Here is a 21,477-nt window from a genome sequence, read left to right as displayed (position 1 = left end):
TGGAGTCGGCCGCAGCTGCACGGTATTGCGCCGCTGGCGCTTACTTGCCGTAGATGTCGAAGCTGAAGTACTTCTTCTGGATCTTGTCGTAGCTGCCGTCGGCGCGGATCTGCTTCAGCGCGCCGTTGATGCGTGCCAGCAGTGCCTTGTCGCCCTTGCGCACGGCAATGCCGGAGCCGATGCCGAAGTATTTCGGATCGTTGTAGTCGGGGCCGACCAGCGCAAAGCCCTTGCCGTTCGGGGTCTTGATGAAGTCGGTATCGCCGACCGCAGCATCGACGAAGGCGGCATCGACGCGGCCGGCTTTCAGGTCCATGAACGATTCCGGCGCCTTGCCGTAGGTCACCAATTGCGCGCCCAGCTTGACAAAGGTGTCACGCGCGTATTTTTCCTGGATCGAGGAGCGCAGCACGCCGATCTTCTTGCCCTTGAACCAGGCCGGGTTGACCTGGGAGCCCTGCTTGGCCACCAGACGGCTGGCCATGTTGTAGTACTTGTCGGAGAAGTCGACTGCCTTCTTGCGCTCTTCGGTGATGTTCATCGACGCGATCACGGCGTCGAATTTCTTCGCGTTCAGCGCCGGGATGATGCCGTCGAAATCCTGTGGCACGACTTCGCATTTCGCTTTCATCGCCGCGCACAGCGCCTGGGCGATGTCTGGGTCGAAACCGGTCATCTTGCCGTCGGCACCCTGTTTCGAAAACGGCGGGTAGCTGGCATCGGTAGCGAATCGCAGGGTTTCTGCGGACACGGTTGCGGACAGGGCAAGGGCAAGCGTGCCTAGCGCGAGCAAAGGCTTCTTCATGAGTTCTCCGACAGGATATTTTTATAGGTGTGAGAACCCCGCCTTCGGCTGAGGGCGGGGTTAGGGTGGCTTAGTTGCCGTACACGTTAAAGCTGAAGTACTTGTCCTGTACTTTCTTGTAGCTGCCGTCCTTGCGGATCTGGGCGATGGCCTGGTTCAGGCGCTCGGTCAGCTGCTTGTTGCCTTTTTTCACGGCAATGCCGGCACCGTAGCCGAAGTACTTGCTGTCGCTGTACTCCGGGCCGACGAAGGCAAAGCCCTTGCCTTGTGCGGTTTTCAGGAAGTCGGCGTCGCCGACCACGGAGTCGACGAACATGCCGTCAATGCGGCCGGATTTCAGGTCGAGGAAACCTTCCGGTGCCTTGCCGTAGGAAACGATGGTGGCGCCGCTCTTGCCCCAGAAGTCCTTGGCGAACTTTTCCTGGGTGGATGCGCGCAGCGCACCGATTTTCTTGCCCTTGAACGCGGCCTGGTCAACCTTGGTGCCGGCCTTGGCGATCATGCGGCTCGGGGTGTTGTAGTACTTGTTGGTGAAGTCGACCGCCTTCTTGCGCTCGTCGGTGATCGACATCGACGACAGGATGGCATCGAACTTGTTGGCGTTCAGCGCCGGGATCAGGCCATCCCAGTCCTGCGGCACGATCTCGCAGCTGGCTTTCATCGCGGCACACAGCGCGTAGGCGATATCCACATCGAAGCCATGCAGTTTGCCGTCGGCACCCTGCTTGGCAAACGGCGGATAGTTGCCGTCGATACCGAAGCGGACGGTGTCGGCCTGGGCGCCGAAAGCCGTGGCGGTCATGGCGAGCGCGGCCAGAACAAATGCTTTTTTCATGTGTCTCTATCTCTCTGAAAGATGAAGGATTCCCCGGGCAGGAGAATCATGCCCAGACGGCGGCATGTCGCCGCTCGATTCCGGACATTCGAGCCAGTCGCGGCCCTTCCCTTTGGTGCTGGATAACGTTTTGTTGTTTTACCGCCTCCTCTGTCGGGAGGCAGGCAAATGTTGGCACGCAACGCGGCGACGTACAATCCACCACCTGTCATGGCAGGTACCTGAGCGGCAGGGGGGCGCATTCTACCGGTTTTTTGTTTGTTTTGAAAATGTGAGCAATATCAATGCGTTGCGTTTGATTTTTTACTGAAATGACGATGGCTTGGTACGGTCCATTCTGTAATTTGCCGTCGCATTGCTGTAATGAAAAATGCGCAACGAACTTTCTTTCTGCGTGTCGCCATATCCGCTTTTGTGCAGTGCGGTCAATGAATCTGTACGGGGATGTCGCAATATGGAAATGCCTTGTCTGTGGTGGCTCTTACAATGCGACCACACAACGCCTGTGTCCTCATAACAAACGAGAAGCAACATGTCGCTTACGAATAAGACCGAATTTGTTGGCCTGATCGCCGATATCCAAGCTGTGGCAGAGCAAAAACTGGCCGATACGGAAAGTGCCCGCCTCAGTAGTTTTATTCCCCTCTACTTTGAAGAGACTGAATCGGAAGATCTGAAGATCTTCTCCGCCCTGGACTTGTTCGGCGCGGCCAATGCTCATCTGGAGTTCGCGCTCAAGCGCGCGCCGGGTCAGTTGAAGTCCCGTATCTACAATCCCGATTTCGAGCGGGACGGCTGGCAGAGCACGCACAGCGTGATCGAGATCGTGAACGACGACATGCCGTTCCTGATCGACTCCATCGCCATGCTGCTGACCCGCCACAACCTGAACCTGCACCTGCTGGTACACCCGGTATTGTCGGTAGGCCGCGACGCGAACGGTGTGATCGACGCGCTGAAGCGCACCGAAGACCGCTCGCTGCCGCTGGAATCCTTCATCCACGTGCAGGTTGACCGCATCAGCGACCCGGCCGCACTGCACGCGCTGCAGCAGGACCTGGAGCAGGTGCTGACCTATCTGCGTTCCGTGGTCAAGGACGAGCCGCAAATGCGCGAGGTGCTGGCGCAGCTGCGTGCCGACCTCGACAACGTCAAGGGCGAGCGTGCCGACGAAGCGGCCGAAGCCGTGGCCTTCCTCGACTGGATGGCCGCCAACCACTTCATTTTCATGGGCTATTGCGACTACGACCTCGTCAAGCGCGATGGCCAGGACAGCCTGAAGATCGTGAAGGACTCCGGTCTTGGCTTCCTGAAGGATCAGGGCGGCAAGGAGTACTCGGAGAGCTTCGAGGCACTGCCGCCGGCACTGCGCGAACTGGCGCACCAGCCGCAGTTGATCATCCTCAACAAGTCGCAATCGCGCTCCGTGCTGCACCGTCCGGCCTATATGGACTTTGTCGGCATCAAGCGTTTCAACAGCAAGGGCGAAGTGATCGGCGAGCGCCGCTTCCTCGGCCTGTACACCGCCAGCGCCTACCAGGCGGCACCGAAGGACATCCCTATCCTGCGCCAGAAGGTGGCGTCGGTGGTCAATGCCTGCGACTACGTGGACAACAGCTACAAGGCCAAGACCCTGGCCTTCGTGCTGGAAAGCTACCCGCGCGACGAACTGTTCGAGATCCCGGTGGAAACGCTGCAGCCTATCGTGGAAGGCATCGTCAGCCTGCAGGAGCGCCCGCGCGTGCGCCTGTTCACCCGTGCCGACCGCTACCACCGCTACGTCAGCAGCCTGGTGTACGTGCCGCGTGACAGCTTCAACACCGAGATCCGCCTGAAGATCGAAAAAGTGCTGATGAGTGCCTTCAACGGCGCCGCGGCCGAGTTCAGCGTGCAGATCAGCGACAGCCCGCTGGCGCGCGTGCACTACATCATCCGCGTGCAGGGCGGCCAGCTGCCGCAGTTCCACGAGCACGAGCTGGAAAAAGACATTGCCCGCGTGGTACGCGGCTGGGAAGAAGAACTGCACCAGCAGCTGCTGGAAGCGCACGGCGAAGAGAAGGGCAACCTGCTGTTCAACCGCTACCGTGGCGCCTTCCCGGTGGCCTACCGCGAAGAATTCGCGGCACGCAACGCGGTGCTGGACATCCAGCTGATCGAGGATGCCGCCGAACAGCACGGCCTGGCCATGAAGCTGTATCGTTCCTTCCATCGCGGCCAGGGGTACAACCTGAAACTGTTCCGTGCCGGCCAGCCGCTGGGTCTGTCCGCCAGCCTGCCTATCCTGGAAAACATGGGTGTGCAGGTGCGTGACGAGCATCCGTACCTGGTGGAGCGCAACGGCGAAACCGTCTGGATCAGCGACTTCGGCCTGGAGCTGGGCGCACACGCCGAGGCGATGCAGGACGAGGCCGTCCAGAAGAACTTCCAGACGCTGCTGGCCCGCGTGTTTGCCCGCGACGTGGAAAACGACGGCTTCAACCGTCTGGCCCTGGTGGCCGGCCTTGACTGGCACGAGATCACGCTGGTGCGCGCACTGGCGAAATACCTGCGCCAGGGCGGCCTCACCTTCAGCCAGGCCTACATCGAAAACTGCGTCGCGCACTACCCGCAGATCACCCGCCGTCTGATGAAACTGTTCGCCGCACGCCTGCACCCGAGCGCGTTTGACGACGCCGCTGCGGCCAACCTGCAGGCCGAGTTGAAAGACCTGCTCAACGACGTGGCCAACCTCGACGAAGACCGCATCCTGAACGGCTTCCTGCAGGTGATCCTGGCGACCCGCCGTACCAACTTCTGGCAGAAGGATGCCCAGGGCGCGCTCAAGTCCTACGTTTCCTTCAAGCTGGAATCCAACGCCATTCCGTTCCTGCCGCAGCCGCGCCCGATGTTCGAGATCTGGGTCTACAGCCCGCGTATCGAAGGCGTGCACCTGCGCGGTTCCAAGGTCGCCCGTGGCGGCCTGCGCTGGTCCGACCGCATGGAAGACTTCCGCACCGAAGTACTGGGCCTCGTCAAGGCGCAGATGGTGAAGAACTCCGTGATCGTGCCGATGGGCTCCAAGGGCGGTTTCGTCGGCAAGCAACTGCCGGCGCCATCCGACCGCGAAGCGTTCATGGCCGAAGGCATCGCCTGCTACAAGACCTTCATCTCGGCACTGCTGGACATCACTGACAACCTGGTGACCGGCCAGATCATTCCGCCGGCCGACGTGCGTCGCCTGGATCCGGATGATCCATACCTGGTGGTGGCTGCCGACAAGGGCACCGCGACCTTCTCCGACATCGCCAACAGCATCTCCGAAGCCTACAACTTCTGGCTGGGCGACGCGTTCGCCTCCGGCGGCTCCGCCGGCTACGACCACAAGGGCATGGGCATTACCGCCCGCGGCGCGTGGGAATCGGTGAAACGCCACTTCCGCCACCTGGGTATCAACACCCAGGAGCAGGATTTCAGCGTAATCGGTATCGGCGACATGGCCGGCGACGTATTCGGCAACGGCATGCTGCTGTCCGAACACATCTGCCTGAAGGCCGCGTTCAACCACCTGCACATCTTCCTGGACCCGACGCCGAATGCGGCGGCGAGCTTCGCCGAGCGTGCACGCCTGTTCAACCTGCCGCGTTCCAGCTGGAGCGACTACAACCGCGAGCTGATCTCGCAGGGTGGTGGCATCTTCGAACGTTCCGCCAAGTCGATCCCGCTGTCGCCGGAAGTGAAGGCCTGGCTGGAAACCGACAAGGACAGCATGGCGCCGAACGAGCTGATCCATGAAATCCTGAAGGCCAAGGCCGACCTGCTGTACAACGGCGGTATCGGTACCTACGTCAAGGCCTCGACCCAGAGCCACGCCGACGCCCGCGACCGCGCCTGCGATCCGGTACGTGTCGACGGTCGCGACCTGCAAGTGCGCGTGGTGGCCGAAGGCGGCAACCTGACCTGCACCCAGCTGGGCCGTGTCGAGTTCGCGCTGTCCGGTGGCCGCATCTGCACCGACGCCATTGATAACTCCGCCGGTGTGGACTGCTCCGACCACGAAGTCAACATCAAGATCCTGATGGGTGCGGTGATGCAGGCCGGCGACATGACGCTGAAACAGCGTAACGACCTGCTGGCCGAGATGACCGAAGAAGTCGGCCATCTGGTACTGCGCAACAACTACCTGCAGACCCAGGTGCTGGCGATCAACCGCAGCCACGCCGCGTCGATGCTCAGCGCGCACAGCCGCATGATCAACCACATGGAGAAGACCGGCGAACTCAATCGCGAGATCGAGTACCTGCCGTCGGAAACCCAGATCAACGAGCGTCGCCTGGCGCGCCAGGGCCTGACGCCGCCGGAAGTGGCGGTACTCTTGGCCTACGGCAAGATCTCGCTGGATCAGGCGATCCTGGCGACCGACGTGCCGGACGATGCCGACTTCCTGCCAGTGCTGGTCAACTACTTCCCGAAACCGCTGCAACAGCGCTTCGGCGAGCAGATGCAGAAGCACCACCTGAAGCGCGAGATCATCGCCAACCAGCTGGCCAACCAGATCATCAACCGCATGGGCGTGACCTTCGTGTTCCGCCTGCAGGAAGAGTCGGCGTTCTCCGCTGCCGATATCACCCGTGCGTTCTGGATCGCCAGCCGCGTGTTCGACGCCGAGAGCCTGTGGACGCAGATCGAGGCGCTGGACAACAAGGTATCGGCCGACCTGCAGGTCGACATGATGGTCGTGGTGCGTACCCTGGTGGAACGCGTAGTGCGCTGGGTACTGCGCAACCGCCGTCCGTCCGGTTCGGTCAACGCGGTCATCGCCCAGTACGGTGCCAAGGTACAGGCGCTGCTGCAGCAACTGCCGCAGCTGATCAGTGCCGAGGTTTACCCGCAGGTTGCCCGTCTGGAAGCCCGCTTCGCCCAGCCTAACGTTCCAGCCGAACTGGCCAGCGTGCTGGCGCGCCTGGAGTTCGCGGTACCACTGATGGACATCATCGAGATCGGCGAGGGCAGCGAGCTGGCACTGGACGCAATTGCGGCCAACTACCTGCAGCTGGGCCGCGATCTGCAACTGGACTGGCTGCGTGCTGCCATCACCCAGCTGCCGCGCGACAACCGCTGGCAATCGCTGGCGCGCTCCGCTCTGCGCGACGACCTGTATCGCCAGCACCGCGAGCTGACGCGTCAGGCGCTGCACGAGGCCAGCGAAGCGACCTTCGTCAACGCCTGGCTTGCACAGCGTGGCGCCGATGTCGAGGCCTGCCAGCAGATGTTCGTCGAACTGCAGTCCTTCGACGTGCTGGACCTGGCGATGCTGTCTGCCGGCATGCGCGAGCTGAACAACCACCTGCTCGCTTAAGTTTCCGTTTTACTACTCCCTTTGAAGCCGACCGCAAGGTCGGCTTTTTTTTGTTGTCGCTTTACGACAAACGGTTGTTTGAATGTGTGGTGCAGGGACGGGCTGGTTGCGGTGCACCAAATTCCATTTTTTCCGCGTATAGGCAGATTTGTTGCCAGAACGACCGTATCTTGCGCACCAACAAGGTGCCGTTCATTCCTATGTCTTATAAAAAGGAATGAGGGTGCCGGATGGGTAAAATAATTTTTGCTTGTTTTATTAAACGGTGTGATTAAATTAATAGACGCTAGTTGAGCGCAGATTGACCGCCCCGGTATGCAGAACAAAAGCGCTTTACAGTCCAAGCGATGCTGGTTAATCTGGATAAACTGAAACATAATTCCGCAATGCGGAACTGCAATGGAGAATACTGGATGGGCAACTCAACACCGGCCAGTGACGCGCTGGTCAGCTTTCGTGGCGTGCAGAAGAGCTACGATGGTGAGTCTCTGATCGTCAAGCATCTCGACCTCGACATCCGTCGCGGGGAATTCCTTACCATGCTCGGGCCCTCCGGCTCCGGCAAGACCACCTGCCTGATGATGCTGGCCGGCTTCGAAACACCGACCCACGGCGAGATCCGCCTTGACGGCCAGCTGCTGAACAACGTGCCGCCGCACAAGCGCAACATCGGCATGGTGTTCCAGAACTACGCGTTGTTCCCGCACATGACCGTGGCGGAAAACCTTGCCTACCCGCTGACCCTGCGCAAGATGAACAAGAGCGAGATCGCCGAGCGCGTGAAAAAGGCGCTGGGCATGGTCAAGCTTGATGCGCTGGCGCACCGCTATCCGGGCCAGATGTCCGGTGGCCAGCAACAGCGTGTGGCACTGGCGCGGGCGCTGGTGTTCGAACCGCAGCTGGTGCTGATGGACGAACCGCTGGGCGCGCTGGACAAGCAGCTGCGCGAACACATGCAGCTGGAAATCAAGCACATCCACGAGAACCTCGGCATCACCGTGGTGTACGTGACCCACGACCAGGGCGAGGCGCTGACCATGTCCGACCGCGTGGCGGTGTTCAAGGACGGCGTGATCCAGCAGATCGATGCGGCCAACGTGCTGTACGAGGCGCCGGTCAACTCCTTCGTCGCCAACTTCATCGGCGAGAACAACACCCTGCACGGCGAAGTGGTCGACGTTGCCGGCCAGCACTGTGCAGTGCGTCTGGCCAGCGGCGAAGTGGTCAAGGCCTCGGCGATCTGCGTTGGCCGCAACGGCGAGCCGACCTCGATGTCCATCCGTCCGGAGCGCGTGCGCCTGAACCGTCTGGCCGAGGCCTGCGAAAACCGCCTCAAGGCCAAACTGGCGGAGTTCATCTACTTCGGCGACCACGTCCGCCTGCGCCTCGATGTCGCCGGCCAGAGCGGTTTCATGGTCAAGGTGCCGGTCGGCGAGCTGGACAGCAGCTGGAAAACCGGCGACATGCTCGATGTCGGCTGGATGGCCCGTGATATCCGCGCACTGGATTCGGCCATCGTCAGCCACTAAAAAAACAAGCCTGCCTACAGGCGTACCAACCCCCCACGTAATGCAAATGAGCAATACCCCAGAGGAGAATGACCAATGAACAAGAAATACCTGCCACGCGTTGCTGTGTTGTCGGTTGCCATGGCGCTGGCCGCCCCGGCAATGGCCAAGGACCTGACCGTGATTTCGTTTGGTGGTGCCAACAAGGACGCCCAGGTTGCGGCCTACTACCAGACCTTCGAAAAGGCCACCGGCCACAAGATCACCGCCGGTGACTACAACGGCGAAATGGCCAAGATCAAGGCCATGGTCGACACCAAGAAAGTCAGCTGGGATCTGGTGGAAGTCGAGTCGCCGGAACTGCTGCGTGGCTGTGAAGAGGGCATGTTCGAGAAGATCAACTGGGCGAAAGTGGGCAACAAGGCCGACTTCGTGAAACCGGCGGTCACCGAGTGCGGTGTCGGCATGTTCGTATGGTCCACCGCGATGGCCTACAACGCCGACAAGCTGAAAGTGGCACCGAAGAGCTGGGCCGATTTCTGGGACGTGAAGAAATTCCCGGGCAAGCGCGGCCTGCGCAAGGGCGCCAAGTACACCCTGGAATTCGCGATCCAGGCTGACGGCGTGAAGCCGGCCGATGTGTACAAGGTACTGTCGACCAAGGCCGGTGTGGACCGCGCCTTCAAGAAACTGGACCAGCTGAAGCCGAACATCCAGTGGTGGGAAGCCGGCGCGCAGCCGCCACAGTTCCTGGCCTCCGGTGACGTGGTGATGAGCTCGGCCTACAACGGCCGTATCGATACCGCGCAGAAGGAAGGCAAGAACCTGAAAGTGGTATGGGCCGGCAGCGTCTACGACGTCGATTCGTGGGCGATTCCGAAGGGTTCGCCAAAGGCCAAAGAGGCGATGGACTTCATCAAGCACGCCAGCCAGCCGCAATACCAGGCCATCTACTCCAGCAAGATCGCCTACGGTCCGACCAACATGAAGGCGATCCAGAAGGTGGATCCGAAGTCGGCATCCAACCTGCCGACCTGGCCGGCCAACCTGAAGAACGCCCTGCCTCTGGACGTGAACTTCTGGGTCGAGAATGGCGAAGAGCTGGAAGAGCGTTTCAACGCTTGGGCTGCACGCTAATCGCTGTCCTGGCAGCCTGACGCCGTTGCGGCCAACGTTGGCCGCAGCGGGGGAGGGTTGCCGTTGTCTGCTGCCATGCGGCCCGGTTCCGACCGGGCTGCACTCATCAAGTGTTTGCCCATGTCCGAGACCATGACCATGAATGCGCCACTGACTGCCGCCGACGGCGAATCCCTGAAAGTCAAGCTGGCCCGCGAACGTCGCAACAAGCAGCTGAAGGCTATCGCGCTGGTTGCGCCACTGGCGCTGTTCCTGTTGCTGACCTTCCTGGTGCCGATTGCCATGCTGCTCAAGCGCAGTGTGGACAACCCGGAAGTCATTACCTACCTGCCGCAGACCTCGGCGGCCATTGCCGGCTGGGATCGCCGCGGCCTGCCATCGGAAACGGTGTTTGCCGCGATGGCACGCGACCTGACCGTCGCCAAGGAACAGAAAACCGTTCCCGAAATCTCCAAGCGCCTGAACATGGACATCAGCGGCTTCCGCTCGCTGATCCAGCGCAGTGCGCGCAAGATGCCGCTGGAGCTCGCGCCCGGCGAATCGGTCCGTGATCATTTCATCGCTATCGACGAGCGCTGGGGTGATCCCGACCACTGGCACGTGATCGCCAAGAACGCGAAGTCGTGGACGCCGTACTACCTGTACAGCGCGATGGACCTGCGTGAAACCAAGGCCGGCACACCGGAGCTGGCACCGGAAGAAGAGCGCGCCTTCCTCAGCATCTTCGGCCGTACGCTGTGGATGAGCATGTGGATCACGCTGTTCAGCGTGCTGCTGGGGTATCCGGTGGCCTACTGGCTGGCCAACCTGCCGGCGCGCAAGAGCAACCTGCTGATGATCCTGGTGCTGCTGCCGTTCTGGACCTCGGTACTGGTGCGCGTGGCGTCGTGGATCGTGCTCTTGCAACAGGAAGGCCTGATCAACTCCGCACTGATGGGGCTGGGCATCATCGGCGAGCCGCTGCAGCTGGCGTTCAACCGTACCGGCGTCTACATCGCCATGGTGCACATCCTGCTGCCGTTCGTGATCCTGCCGGCCTACAGCGTGATGAAGAGCATTCCGCCGACCTATATGCGTGCCGCCATCTCGCTGGGCGACCATCCGTTCGCCGCGTTCTGGAAGATCTACTTCCCGCAGACTGTGGCTGGTGTGGCTGCCGGTGCCTTGCTGGTGTTCATCATGTGCATGGGCTACTACATCACCCCGGCACTGCTGGGCGGCCCGCAAGAGCAGATGGTCAGCTACTACGTCGCGTTCTACACCAACGTCACCATCAACTGGGGCATGGCTGCAGCACTGGGTTCGCTGCTGCTGGTTGCCACCATGACGCTGTACGCGGTGTACAGCAAGCTGGTGGGTGCTAACAAACTGAGTCTGGGGTAAATCATGCTGCCAAACTACGCTTCCCCGATCGAGCGCATCTGGTTCTGGACGTTCCGCGCCCTGTGCGTGTCGGTCCTGATCTTCCTGGTGTCGCCGCTGCTGGTGATCGTTCCGCTGTCGTTCTCGGACAACACCTTCCTGCTGTACCCGATCGAGCATTTCTCGCTGCGCTGGTATCAGGAATTCTTCGGCAACGAGGTGTGGCTGAATTCGCTGAAGAACAGCTTCATCGTGGCGCCGGCGGCGACGCTGCTGGCGATGGTGCTCGGTTCGCTGGCCGCGGTCGGTCTGACCTCCAGCAACTTCCCCGGCAAGGCGCTGCTGATGAGCATCCTGATCTCGCCGATGGTGGTGCCGGTGGTGATCGTCGGTGTCGGCTCCTACCTGTTCTTCGCGCCGCTGGGGCTGACCAACAGCTACCTCGGCCTGATCCTGGTACACGCCGCGCTGGGCGTGCCGTTCGTGGTGATCACCGTGTCTGCGACGCTGGGCAACTTCAACGTCAACCTGATCAAGGCCAGCGCCAACCTCGGCGCCAACCCGCTGACCACCTACCGTCGCGTGGTGTTCCCGCTGATCGCGCCGGGCGTGATCTCCGGCGGCCTGTTCGCCTTCGCCACCTCGTTCGACGAAGTGGTGGTGACGCTGTTCCTGGCCGGTCCGGAGCAGTCGACGCTGCCACGGCAGATGTTCGGCGGTATCAAGGAAAACATCAGCCCGGCGATCGCCGCCGCGGCCACGGTGCTGATCCTGTTCTCCATCGCGCTGCTGCTGACACTGGAATGGCTGCGCGGCCGCGCCGAGAAGATGCGTACCGCGGTCGAACACTGAGTCACCTGTTCATGGCCTTCACGCCCGTACCTGCCGGTACGGGCGTTTTTGTTTGCGTGCGGCCTTTTGTAATAATTGAAACACGCAAGCCGGATTTATCTGATAAGAAGGTCGAAAAAACAGGGAGACAGACAATGGAAGCGGTGCACCGGATTCTGGTGGTGGATGACGAGGCGGATGTGCGCGACTGGTTGCAAAGCCTGTTGCAGGATGCGGGCTTTGTCGTGGACGGCGTGGCCGACGGTAAGGCCATGCGCGCGGCGCTGGCCGAGCGGACGTATGCGCTCTTGGTGCTGGATTTGCGGCTGCGTGGCGAGGACGGCCTGCAACTGGCGCGCGAGTGGCGGCAGAAGTCGGCCATTCCCATCATCATGATGAGCGGCAAGGGCGACGAAACCGACCGCGTGGTCGGGCTGGAAATGGCGGCAGACGACTATCTGACCAAGCCGTTCTCCGGCCGCGAGTTCCTGGCCCGCATCCGCGCCGCACTGCGCCGCACCACCGAGCTGTCGCGCCCGGCCCTGCCCAGGCAGGACGAGGCGCACGAGTGCTACCACTTTGCCGGCTGGACGCTGGACCTGACCGCGCGGACCCTGCAGCAGCCGGACGGGCAGGACTGTGCGCTGACGCAGGGCGAGTTCCAGCTGCTGGCGACGCTGGTGCAGCACCCCGGCCGTATCTGGAGCCGCGAACAGTTGCTGGAGCACACCCGCGGTCTGGATACCGAGGTGTTCGACCGTACCATCGATGTGCTGATCCTGCGCCTGCGGCGCAAGATCGAACCCAATCCGCGCTGTCCGCAGCTGATCTGTACCGAACGCGGTGCCGGTTACCTGTTCAGGGCAGCCGTCAGCCGTAGCTGAGGCCCGCCATGTCCATGCCCTCGCGTCCGTATTCCGCCTGGTCGCAGCCGATCCGCACCCGGCTGCAGGCGGCGTTCGGGGTGATGTTCGTGCTGATGCTGGCCATTGCGCTGGTCGGCGTCGGCGGCATGCGCACCACGCTCGAAACCCTGACCGGCTTTCGCGAGGAGGTGATGCCGGAGCTGGCGCGGGTGCTGGAGCTGGCGGAAAAGGTGTCGCAGCTCGCCGCCATCGCGCCCACCCTGGCCGACAGCTACGCCCCGGACACATTGCCCGCCGATGTGCAGCGACTGCAGGCGCTGATGGGTGACATCCAGCATCTGTCGCTGACGCTGCCGCCGCAGGCCGCGAGCAAGCTCGAAGTCGACAGTATGCTGGAAGGCTCGGGACGCGATCTGGAACAGCTGCTGCTGCTCTCCGGCGACAAGCGCCTGCAGCAGCAGCAACTCGATTCCTACCGCCTGCGCCTGGATTACCTGCTTGACCAGCTGGGAAGCGGCCCGGCCAGCCCCGCGCTGCGCGCCCCGACGCTGCTGCCCTTGTGGCAAACGCTCCAGACGGTGCCGCTAGCACGCGATAATGCGGCACTGGGCATGCTGGAGGCCAATGCCGAGGCACAGCTGGCGGCGATGCTGCGGCGTGGAGAGCTGCAACGGCTGCCGTCCTGGCTCGGCATCGAGCTGGAAGTGATCTGCAGTGCGCCGCAAAATCTGTTCGAGCGCCGCCGTCAGGTGCTTCATACCGAGGGCCGCATCGCGCTGCTGTTGCAGCTCTACCGCAGCAACGCCGAAAACCTCAGCCTGCGCACCGCCGCCTACGTGCAGGAACTGCGCACCCTGGCCGACCAGCGCAGCCGCAGCGTGCAGGGCAGCATCCGCTCCGGCATCAGCGGGCTGACCGTGTTGGCCGCGGTCGGCGTGCTGGTGGCGCTGCTGGCGGCCGGCTACGTGCGGCGCGTGGCGCAGCAGATGCAGTCGATCTCGCGCGTGATGGGCCGGCTCGCCGCCGGCGATACGGCACAGGCCACTCCCGCCACCGAGCGGGCGGACGAGATCGGCGAGCTGGCGCGGGCGTTCCAGGTGTTCCGCGACAACCTGCTTGAAAAGCAGCGCCTGACACAGGGGCTGGAAACGCAGCGCCGCCTGCTGCAGACGGTGTTCGCTAACATGAACGACGGCCTGTCGGTCTACGACGCCGACGGGGCGCTGATGGTGTGGAACCCGCAGTTTCCGGCGCTGCTCGGCATCGATCCGGCGCGCCTCAGCACCGGGTTGCCCTACACCGCGCTGCGTACCGCGATGCCGGCCGGCACGCGCTGGCAGGCGGTGGCGACGGATACGGCGGCGCATACCGCCGACGGCCGCGAGCGCATCGCCAGTGCCGCCGAGCTGCACCTGCCCGGTGGCCGGGTGCTGGAATTCTGCAGCCGTGCCATGCCGGAGGGCGGCTGGGTGGCGGTGTGCCGCGATGTCTCGGCGCGCCGCGCCGCCGAGGCGCAGCTGCAGCAGATGCAGAAGATGGAGGTGCTGGGCCAGCTCACCGGCGGCGTGGCGCACGACTTCAACAACTTCCTGGTGGCGATCCTTGGCAACCTCGAACTGCTCGAACAGCGTACCGACCTGCCCGACGATGCGCGCCGCCGTCTGGAGCGTGCCCATGGCGCGGCCAACAAGGCGGCGGCGCTGACGCGCCGGCTGTTGGCCTTTGCCCGGCGCCAGCCGCTGACGACGGAGATCGTCGACCTCGACGACATGCTGCAGGAAATGCTCGACCTGATCGAATACAGCGTCGGCGACGGTATCGTCGTCACCGTGCAGGCCGAGCCGGGCTTGCACGTCTGCATCGACCGCGGCCAGCTGGAGAATGCCGTGCTTAACCTGGCGCTCAACGCGGCGCAGGCGATGCCGGACGGCGGCCACCTCGACCTTGTGGCACGACGGGAAGAGGGCGCCAACCCGCTCGCCGCCCCGGCGCTGTGCCTGGAGGTGCGCGATACCGGGAGCGGCATCCCGCCCGAGGTGTTGCCGCACGTACTGGAGCCGTTCTTCACCACCAAGGAGCAGGGCAAGGGCAGCGGGCTCGGGCTGTCCATCGTGTACGGCTTCCTGCGCCAGAGCGGCGGCGATGTCGGCATCGACAGCACACCGGGGCGGGGCACCACGATCCGGCTGTGGCTGCCGCCGGCGGCGCCGCATTGCGCCCTGGAGCGCGGCCCTGGCCCGCTGCCCACCGTACTGCCACCGCGCCGCGTGCTGCTGGTGGACGACGATCCCGACGTGCGCGATACCGCCGTGGCGTTGCTGCAACAGTTGGGGGCCACGGTGCACGCGGTAGGAGGCGAGGCGGCGGCACTGGCCTGGCTTGCCTCCGGCGGCGAGGCCGATCTGGTGCTGTCCGACGTGATGCTGGGCGAGGGCGGTGATGGCGTGCATCTCTACCGCCGCCTGCAGCAGGAGCGCCCCGGACTGGTGATGGTGCTGACCTCCGGCCTGCCGCCGGAATACCACGCCCGGCGCAGCGACTGGCCGGCCGGCGTGCGTTTCCTGGCCAAGCCCTACACCCTGCCGACCCTGGCAAGCTTGCTGGCCACGGACGTTTCCTGACCCCAAAGGTTGGCCGCAACCGCTCTGTTGCAATTGTTAACGCCATGCTCCGCATTCTGAAATTTGCCATTAACGCCCGCGCGGTTAGATAGGGACAGGGCATAGCGAGTCGTGCGTGCCGCACTGCGCTGCACGACGCGCTAGCCATCACAACATAGAGGAGAGACCTGTCATGAAGATCGCGTTGATGAGCACCGCCGCCTTGCTGGCGCTGGCCGGCACTGCCGAAGCCGCCACCCTGCGCATGGCATGTGGCGCACCGGGGCCTGGCCAGAATGTGTGCATCGATTCGGCCAAGGAGTGGGCGAAAAAGACCGGCCATGAAGTGAAGTTCGTGGCGACGCCGAACGACTCGAACGAGCAACTGGCGCTGCTGCAGCAACTGCTCGGCAGTGGCTCGGACAAGATCGACGTGATGCAGATCGACGTGGTCTGGCCCGGCATCCTGGCCAACCAGCTGCTGGATCTGAAGCCCTACAGCAAGGGGGCGGAGGCGCAGCACTTTGGCAGCATCATCACCAACAACACCGTGGCGGGCAAACTGGTCGCCATGCCCTGGTACATCGACACTGGCATGATGTACTACCGCAAGGACCTGCTCGGTAAATACCGCCTCCCGGCGCCCAGCACCTGGGACGAGATGGCGGCAACGGCCAGGAAGATCCAGGATGCGGAGCGCGCCGCCGGCAACGACAAGATGTGGGGCTTTGTATGGCAAGGGCGTGCCTATGAAGGCCTGACCTGCAACGCACTCGAATGGCTGGCGAGCTTCAATGGCGGCACCGTCGTCGATGCCCAAGGCAAGGTCAGCGTCAACAACCCGTATGCCGGCAAGGCGCTGGATACGGCGGCCAAGTGGGTGGGGACCATCTCGCCCAAGGCGGTGCTGAATTTTGCCGAAGAAGAGGCGCGCGGCGTGTTCCAGTCCGGCAACGCGGTGTTCATGCGCAACTGGCCGTACGCCTGGTCGGTGATGAACCAGGACGGCAGTGCGGTCAAGGGCAAGGTCGGCGTGATGCCGCTGCCCAAGGGCGGCAACGGCGGCCGTCATGCCGCCACGCTGGGCGGCTGGCAGCTGGCCGTGTCGAAGTACTCGAAGAATCCCCAGCTGGCCGCCGACCTGCTGCTGTACATGACCGGCGCGCAAGTGCAGAAGTACCGCGCCATCAAGGGCTCGTTCAACCCGACCATTCCGGCGCTGTACAAGGACCCGGACATCATCAAGGCCAGCCCGTTCATGGCCGAACTCTATCCCACCTTCTCCAGCGCCGTGCCGCGCCCGTCGACGGTGACGACCGGCAAGTACAACCAGGTGAGCAACCAATTCTGGAACGCCACCCACGACGTGCTGTCCGGCAACGCCAAGTCGTCTGACGCACTGGCGCAACTGGACCGCTCGCTCAAGCGGCTTGCGCCGGCAGGCTTCGTCTCCGCCAAGTAATTCTCCTTATCGCCCGCGACAACGCCCCGCTGCCTGGCGGTGCGCGGGCCCTTTTACACTCTGGAGAGTCTTCCATGACAAGTCAAACCCTGACCGCGGCGCCCCCGGTGCGTGCGCCCTCCGTCCAGTCCTCGCTGCAGCGCTCGCGCCAGCGCATGGCCTGGCTGCTGGTGGCGCCGGCGCTGCTGGTGCTGCTGGCGATCGCCGGCTGGCCGCTGCTGCGCACCATCTGGTTCAGCCTGACCGATGCGCAGCTGGGCGACCTGACGCAAATGCAGTTCGTCGGTCTCGACAACTACATCGGCGAGAACGGCGTGCTGCGCGATGCCGAATGGTGGAGCGCGGTGGCCAACACGCTGCAGTTCTCCGTGATTTCGGTCACGCTCGAAACCGTGCTCGGGCTGAGCGTGGCGCTGCTGCTCAACACGCCATCGCGCGCCCGCACCCTGCTGCGCGCCGCTGTGCTGGTGCCGTGGGCAATCCCGACCATCGTCTCGGCCAAGATGTGGAGCTGGATGCTGAACGACCAGTACGGCGTGATCAACGTGATGCTGCAAGGCCTCGGCCTGATCGACACCCCGCTGGCTTTCATCGCGGATCCGGACCTGAGCTTTTTCACCATCATCCTGGTCGACGTGTGGAAGACCACCCCCTTCATGGCCTTGCTGATGTTGGCCGCACTGCAGATGGTGCCCACCGACTGCTACGAGGCCGCGCGTGTCGATGGCGTGCCGCGCTGGCGGGTGTTCACCCACATCACGCTGCCGCTGATCCTGCCGGCGGTACTGGTGGCCATGGTGTTCCGCGCGCTGGATGCGCTGCGCGTGTTCGACCTGATCTACGTGATGACCTCGAACAGCCGCCTGACCAAGAGCATGTCGGTGTATGTGCGCGAACAGCTGGTGGATTTCCAGCAGGTCGGCTTCGGTTCGGCGTCGGCCACCGTGCTGTTCCTGATCATCGTGCTGTTCACCGTCGCCTACATGGCCTTTACCCGCCGTCGCATGCAAGGAGTATGAGATGAAAAAGCATCCTGTCGAGACCCTGCTGTATTACCTGGCGGTGGCGCTGGTGATGGTGATCAGCCTGTTCCCGTTCTTCTACACCATCAGTTCCTCGCTCAAGCGCGGCAGCGAGCTGTTCTCGACCTCGCTGTGGCCGGAGCACCCGTCGTTCAGCAACTACGCCAAGCTGTTCCAGGACCAGCCGTTCGGCGACTACCTGCTCAACTCGGTGCTGGTGTCGGGCGGGGCGGTGCTGCTGTCGCTCGGTGTCGCGGTGCTGGCGGCCTACGCGCTCGGGCGCGTGTCGTTCCGCGGTCGCGGCGTGCTGATGATGACCATCCTCGGCGTATCGATGTTTCCGCAGGTGGCGATCCTGTCCGGCCTGTTCGAGCTGGTGCGCGGGCTCGGCCTGTACGACCACCTCGGCGCGCTGGTGCTGACCGACCTGATCTTCACGCTGCCGTTCACCATCTGGGTGCTGGTCACCTTCATGCGCGAGCTGCCCAAGGAGCTGGAAGAAGCGGCGCTGATGGACGGGGCCGGCGTGTTCACGCTCATCTTCCGCATCTTCATGCCGCTGTTGCTGCCGGCGTTGGCCGCAACCTCGCTCCTGGCCTTCATCGGGGCCTGGAACGAGTTCCTGTTCGCGCTCACCTTCACCATCTCGCCCGAGCAGCGCACCGTGCCGATTGCCATCTCGATGATCTCCGGCGGCAGCAGCTTCGAGCTGCCGTGGGGCACCATCATGGCCGCCTCGGTGATCGTGACCGTTCCACTGATCCTGCTGGTACTGCTGTGCCAGCGCCAAATCGTCTCCGGCCTCACCGCCGGCGCAGTCAAGGGGTAAGACATCATGCAACAGCACAATCCGAACTGGTGGCGCGGCGCAGTCATCTACCAAGTTTATCCGCGCAGCTTCCAGGACAGCAATAACGACGGCATCGGCGATCTGCCGGGCATCACCCGCCGCCTGCCGCACATTGCGTCACTGGGCGCCGAGGCGATCTGGATCTCGCCATTCTTCAAGAGCCCGATGGCCGACTTCGGCTACGACGTGTCGGACTACTGCGACGTCGACCCGATGTTCGGCACCCTGGCCGACTTCGACGCACTGGTGGCGCGTGCCCACGAACTGGGCCTCAAGGTGCTGATCGACCTGGTGCTCAGCCACACCTCGGACCAGCATCCGTGGTTTGCAGAGAGCCGCGCCAACCGCGACAACGCGCGCGCCGACTGGTACGTATGGGCCGACCCGCAAGCGGACGGCACGCCGCCCAACAACTGGCTGAGCGTGTTCGGCGGCTCGTCCTGGCAGTGGGATACCCGGCGCGAGCAGTACTACCTGCACAACTTCCTGGCCAGCCAGCCGGACCTCAACTTCCACAACCCCGACGTGCAGGACGCACTGCTCGACGTGGCGCGCTTCTGGCTCGATCGCGGCGTGGACGGCTTCCGCCTCGACGCGATCAACTTCGGTACCCACGACGCGCAACTGCGCAGCAACCCGCCGCGTCCGGCCGAGATGGACAGCCCGGGCGCGCCGCGCAGCAACCCCTACACCCACCAGCGCCACCTGTACGACAAGACCCAGCCGGAGAACCTGCTGTTCCTGGCGCGGCTGCGCCAGGTGATCGACCAGTACCCGGGCGCGGTCACCATCGGCGAGATCGGCGACGACCTGCAATACCCGACGCTGGCCGCCTACACCCGCGGCGACGAGCACCTGCACATGGCCTACGTGTTCACGCTGCTCACCGAGCTCTGCTCCGCGCCTTACCTGCACGGCGTGCTGGCCGACTACCTGCGTGAAGCGGGTGACGCCTACGCCTGCTGGTCGCTCGGCAACCACGACGTGCCGCGCATCGTCAGCCGCTGGCAGGCGCTGGGCGGCAGCCCCGAGGCCCGTGCCCGGCTGCTGCTGACCTTCCTGCTGTCCCTGCCCGGCGCGGTGTGCCTGTACCAGGGCGAGGAACTGGCGCTGGCCGAGGCCGAGGTGCCGTTCGAGCTGCTGCAAGACCCGTACGGCAAGACCATGTGGCCGGAGTACAAGGGGCGCGACGGCTGCCGCACCCCGATGGTGTGGGATGGCAGCGCCAACGGCGGTTTCAGCGATGGCACACCGTGGTTGCCGGTGTCGCTGGAACACCTCGAATACGCGGTGGCCCGGCAGCAGGCGGATGCCGGCTCGACGCTGGCGTTCTACCGCCAGCTGATCGAATGGCGTCGCGCCTATCCGGCGCTGCGCCTTGGCAACATGACGCTGCGGGCGCCGCACGAGCAGGTGCTGGCCTTCGTGCGCGAGCACGACGGCGAGCGCGTGCTGTGCGCCTTCAACCTGTCCGACCGCCCCGCCACGCAGCCAGTGGCGGACGCCGGCCAGCTGCTCGATGGCAGCGGCTTTGACGCCACCCTCTCGGGCAGCGAGCTGGCCCTGCCGCCGCTGTCCGCCGCCTTCCTCCGTCTTTCTGCAGGAGATGCATGATGTGCCAGATCCGTCTCGATAATGTCCAGAAACGCTTCGGCGATACGCCTATCCTGGCCGACATCCAGCTGACCGTGGAGGCCGGCGAGTTCTGCGTCTTCATCGGCCCCTCCGGCTGCGGCAAGTCCACCCTGTTGCGCCTGATCGCCGGGCTGGAAGACGTCAGCGCCGGCAACATCCACATCGACGGCGTGCGCGTCAACGACTTGCCGCCGGCCCGGCGCGACGTGGCCATGGTGTTCCAGAGCTACGCGCTGTACCCGCACATGACGGTGTACGACAACATGGCCTTCGGCCTGCGTCACCTGAAGCTGGGCGAGGTCGAAATCGAACGTCGCGTGCGTGTCGCCGCCGAGTCGCTGCACCTCACACCGCTGCTCACGCGCAAGCCCGGCGCACTGTCCGGCGGCCAGCGCCAGCGGGTGGCCATCGGCCGCGCCATCGTGCGCCAGCCCAAGGTGTTCCTGTTCGACGAGCCGCTGTCCAACCTCGACGCCTCGCTGCGGGTCAAGACGCGCGTGGAAATCGCCCGCCTGCACCGCGAGCTGGGCCGCGCCAGCATGATCTACGTCACCCACGACCAGACCGAGGCGATGACGCTGGCCGACAAGATCGTGCTGCTCAAGCCGCTGGCCGGGCAGGAGGGCGTGCCCAGCATCGCCCAGGTCGGCCATCCGCTGGAGCTGTATCACCACCCGCGCAGCCGTTTTGTCGCCAGCTTCATCGGCTCCCCGGGGATGAACTTCTTCGATGCCGAGGTGCTGGCCGCCAGCGGCGACGGCGTGCAGTGCCGCGCCGGTGGCCAGGTCCTGGACGCGGCGGTGAACGGCCGTACCTGTGCCCCCGGCAGCACGCTGACGCTGGGTGTGCGCCCGGAGCACGTGCTGTGCGGCGAAGGCCCGCATCAGGGCCGCGTCACCCACCTGGAGCACCTGGGCGAACACAGCTACGCCTATCTCGACTGCGCGCTGTCCAAGGCGCCGCTGGTGGTGAAGGTGATGCAGTCGGCGCTGGCGATCGGCGACACGCTGCGCTTCGCGCTGCCCGCCGGACAACTGCACGCCTTTGTCGCCGACGGCGAGGCGCTGCCAAGGTTGGCCGCATTACCGCCGGCGGCAATGCGGGCGGTTAGCGCGGCGGCGTGATTAATGACATGAAAAAGGCAAAAGGCGCGCTGCGCCTTTTGTTTTGCCGGGTTTATTTCAAATATTAATCCGGTGTTAATTTTGTTATTTAAATTTTGTTGCGTT

General features: G+C 63.7%; 14 protein-coding genes. 12 read left to right on the top strand and 2 right to left on the bottom strand.

Features of this window, described 5'->3' with window-relative positions; all coding sequences use genetic code 11:
• Positions 1 to 40: 40 nt before the first annotated feature.
• Together aotJ (PQU96_RS08950) and aotJ (PQU96_RS08945) are read right to left on the bottom strand one after the other, a co-directional pair.
• Positions 41 to 805: an L-arginine-binding protein AotJ gene (gene aotJ, locus PQU96_RS08950; RefSeq protein ID WP_272771970.1), complete on the bottom strand. Its 765-nt coding sequence runs from the start codon at positions 803 to 805 to the stop codon at positions 41 to 43.
• A 70-nt stretch (positions 806 to 875) separates the two neighbouring features.
• Positions 876 to 1,640 (bottom strand): L-arginine-binding protein AotJ, encoded by a 765-nt coding sequence (gene aotJ / locus PQU96_RS08945; RefSeq protein WP_272771968.1) that lies wholly within the window; start codon positions 1,638 to 1,640, stop codon positions 876 to 878.
• 532 nt (positions 1,641 to 2,172) lie between these two features.
• Between aotJ (PQU96_RS08945) and PQU96_RS08940 the strand changes: the two genes are divergently transcribed.
• The 12 genes from PQU96_RS08940 to PQU96_RS08885 all read left to right on the top strand — a co-directional run bounded on the left by PQU96_RS08940 (position 2,173) and on the right by PQU96_RS08885 (position 21,372).
• Complete coding sequence (locus PQU96_RS08940) at positions 2,173 to 6,975, top strand: NAD-glutamate dehydrogenase (protein ID WP_272771967.1); 4,803 nt, start codon at positions 2,173 to 2,175, stop codon at positions 6,973 to 6,975.
• Positions 6,976 to 7,388: 413 nt separating this feature from the next.
• Positions 7,389 to 8,504, top strand: a complete 1,116-nt coding sequence (locus tag PQU96_RS08935; protein ID WP_272771966.1) for an ABC transporter ATP-binding protein — start codon at positions 7,389 to 7,391, stop codon at positions 8,502 to 8,504.
• 75 nt (positions 8,505 to 8,579) lie between these two features.
• Positions 8,580 to 9,620: an ABC transporter substrate-binding protein gene (locus tag PQU96_RS08930; protein ID WP_272771965.1), complete on the top strand. Its 1,041-nt coding sequence runs from the start codon at positions 8,580 to 8,582 to the stop codon at positions 9,618 to 9,620.
• 120 nt (positions 9,621 to 9,740) lie between these two features.
• Positions 9,741 to 11,003: an ABC transporter permease gene (locus tag PQU96_RS08925; RefSeq protein WP_272771964.1), complete on the top strand. Its 1,263-nt coding sequence runs from the start codon at positions 9,741 to 9,743 to the stop codon at positions 11,001 to 11,003.
• A gap of 3 nt (positions 11,004 to 11,006) precedes the next feature.
• Positions 11,007 to 11,834, top strand: a complete 828-nt coding sequence (locus PQU96_RS08920) for an ABC transporter permease (protein ID WP_272771963.1) — start codon at positions 11,007 to 11,009, stop codon at positions 11,832 to 11,834.
• 134 nt (positions 11,835 to 11,968) lie between these two features.
• Positions 11,969 to 12,697: a response regulator gene (locus tag PQU96_RS08915; protein ID WP_272771962.1), complete on the top strand. Its 729-nt coding sequence runs from the start codon at positions 11,969 to 11,971 to the stop codon at positions 12,695 to 12,697.
• Between the two features lie 8 nt (positions 12,698 to 12,705).
• Positions 12,706 to 15,300, top strand: a complete 2,595-nt coding sequence (locus PQU96_RS08910) for an ATP-binding protein (RefSeq protein ID WP_272771961.1) — start codon at positions 12,706 to 12,708, stop codon at positions 15,298 to 15,300.
• Positions 15,301 to 15,472: 172 nt separating this feature from the next.
• A complete protein-coding gene (locus PQU96_RS08905) occupies positions 15,473 to 16,741 on the top strand; it encodes an ABC transporter substrate-binding protein (protein ID WP_272771960.1) in 1,269 nt (422 codons plus the stop codon).
• A 74-nt stretch (positions 16,742 to 16,815) separates the two neighbouring features.
• On the top strand, positions 16,816 to 17,760 hold the full coding sequence (locus tag PQU96_RS08900; RefSeq protein WP_272771958.1) for a carbohydrate ABC transporter permease: 945 nt from the start codon (positions 16,816 to 16,818) through the stop codon (positions 17,758 to 17,760).
• 1 nt (position 17,761) lies between these two features.
• Positions 17,762 to 18,592: a carbohydrate ABC transporter permease gene (locus PQU96_RS08895; RefSeq protein ID WP_272771957.1), complete on the top strand. Its 831-nt coding sequence runs from the start codon at positions 17,762 to 17,764 to the stop codon at positions 18,590 to 18,592.
• A 6-nt stretch (positions 18,593 to 18,598) separates the two neighbouring features.
• Complete coding sequence (locus PQU96_RS08890) at positions 18,599 to 20,227, top strand: alpha-glucosidase family protein (protein ID WP_272771956.1); 1,629 nt, start codon at positions 18,599 to 18,601, stop codon at positions 20,225 to 20,227.
• Positions 20,227 to 21,372, top strand: a complete 1,146-nt coding sequence (locus PQU96_RS08885; protein ID WP_373316286.1) for an ABC transporter ATP-binding protein — start codon at positions 20,227 to 20,229, stop codon at positions 21,370 to 21,372. Before PQU96_RS08890 ends, PQU96_RS08885 begins: the two co-directional genes overlap by 1 nt.
• Positions 21,373 to 21,477 lie beyond the last annotated feature (105 nt).

It is taken from the genome of Vogesella margarita (assembly GCF_028548475.1).
GTDB lineage: Bacteria > Pseudomonadota > Gammaproteobacteria > Burkholderiales > Chromobacteriaceae > Vogesella > Vogesella margarita.
This window is presented reverse-complemented; position numbering and strand designations above follow the sequence as displayed.

Coding starts and splice junctions, on each gene's coding strand:
- PQU96_RS08905 (WP_272771960.1), top strand. CDS start 15,473: ATGAAGATCGCGTTGATGAGCACCGCCGCCTTGCTGGCGCTGGCCGGC.
- PQU96_RS08920 (WP_272771963.1), top strand. CDS start 11,007: ATGCTGCCAAACTACGCTTCCCCGATCGAGCGCATCTGGTTCTGGACG.
- aotJ (WP_272771968.1), bottom strand. CDS start 1,640: ATGAAAAAAGCATTTGTTCTGGCCGCGCTCGCCATGACCGCCACGGCT.
- PQU96_RS08900 (WP_272771958.1), top strand. CDS start 16,816: ATGACAAGTCAAACCCTGACCGCGGCGCCCCCGGTGCGTGCGCCCTCC.
- PQU96_RS08890 (WP_272771956.1), top strand. CDS start 18,599: ATGCAACAGCACAATCCGAACTGGTGGCGCGGCGCAGTCATCTACCAA.
- PQU96_RS08930 (WP_272771965.1), top strand. CDS start 8,580: ATGAACAAGAAATACCTGCCACGCGTTGCTGTGTTGTCGGTTGCCATG.
- PQU96_RS08940 (WP_272771967.1), top strand. CDS start 2,173: ATGTCGCTTACGAATAAGACCGAATTTGTTGGCCTGATCGCCGATATC.
- PQU96_RS08910 (WP_272771961.1), top strand. CDS start 12,706: ATGTCCATGCCCTCGCGTCCGTATTCCGCCTGGTCGCAGCCGATCCGC.
- aotJ (WP_272771970.1), bottom strand. CDS start 805: ATGAAGAAGCCTTTGCTCGCGCTAGGCACGCTTGCCCTTGCCCTGTCC.
- PQU96_RS08915 (WP_272771962.1), top strand. CDS start 11,969: ATGGAAGCGGTGCACCGGATTCTGGTGGTGGATGACGAGGCGGATGTG.
- PQU96_RS08895 (WP_272771957.1), top strand. CDS start 17,762: ATGAAAAAGCATCCTGTCGAGACCCTGCTGTATTACCTGGCGGTGGCG.
- PQU96_RS08935 (WP_272771966.1), top strand. CDS start 7,389: ATGGGCAACTCAACACCGGCCAGTGACGCGCTGGTCAGCTTTCGTGGC.
- PQU96_RS08885 (WP_373316286.1), top strand. CDS start 20,227: ATGTGCCAGATCCGTCTCGATAATGTCCAGAAACGCTTCGGCGATACG.
- PQU96_RS08925 (WP_272771964.1), top strand. CDS start 9,741: ATGTCCGAGACCATGACCATGAATGCGCCACTGACTGCCGCCGACGGC.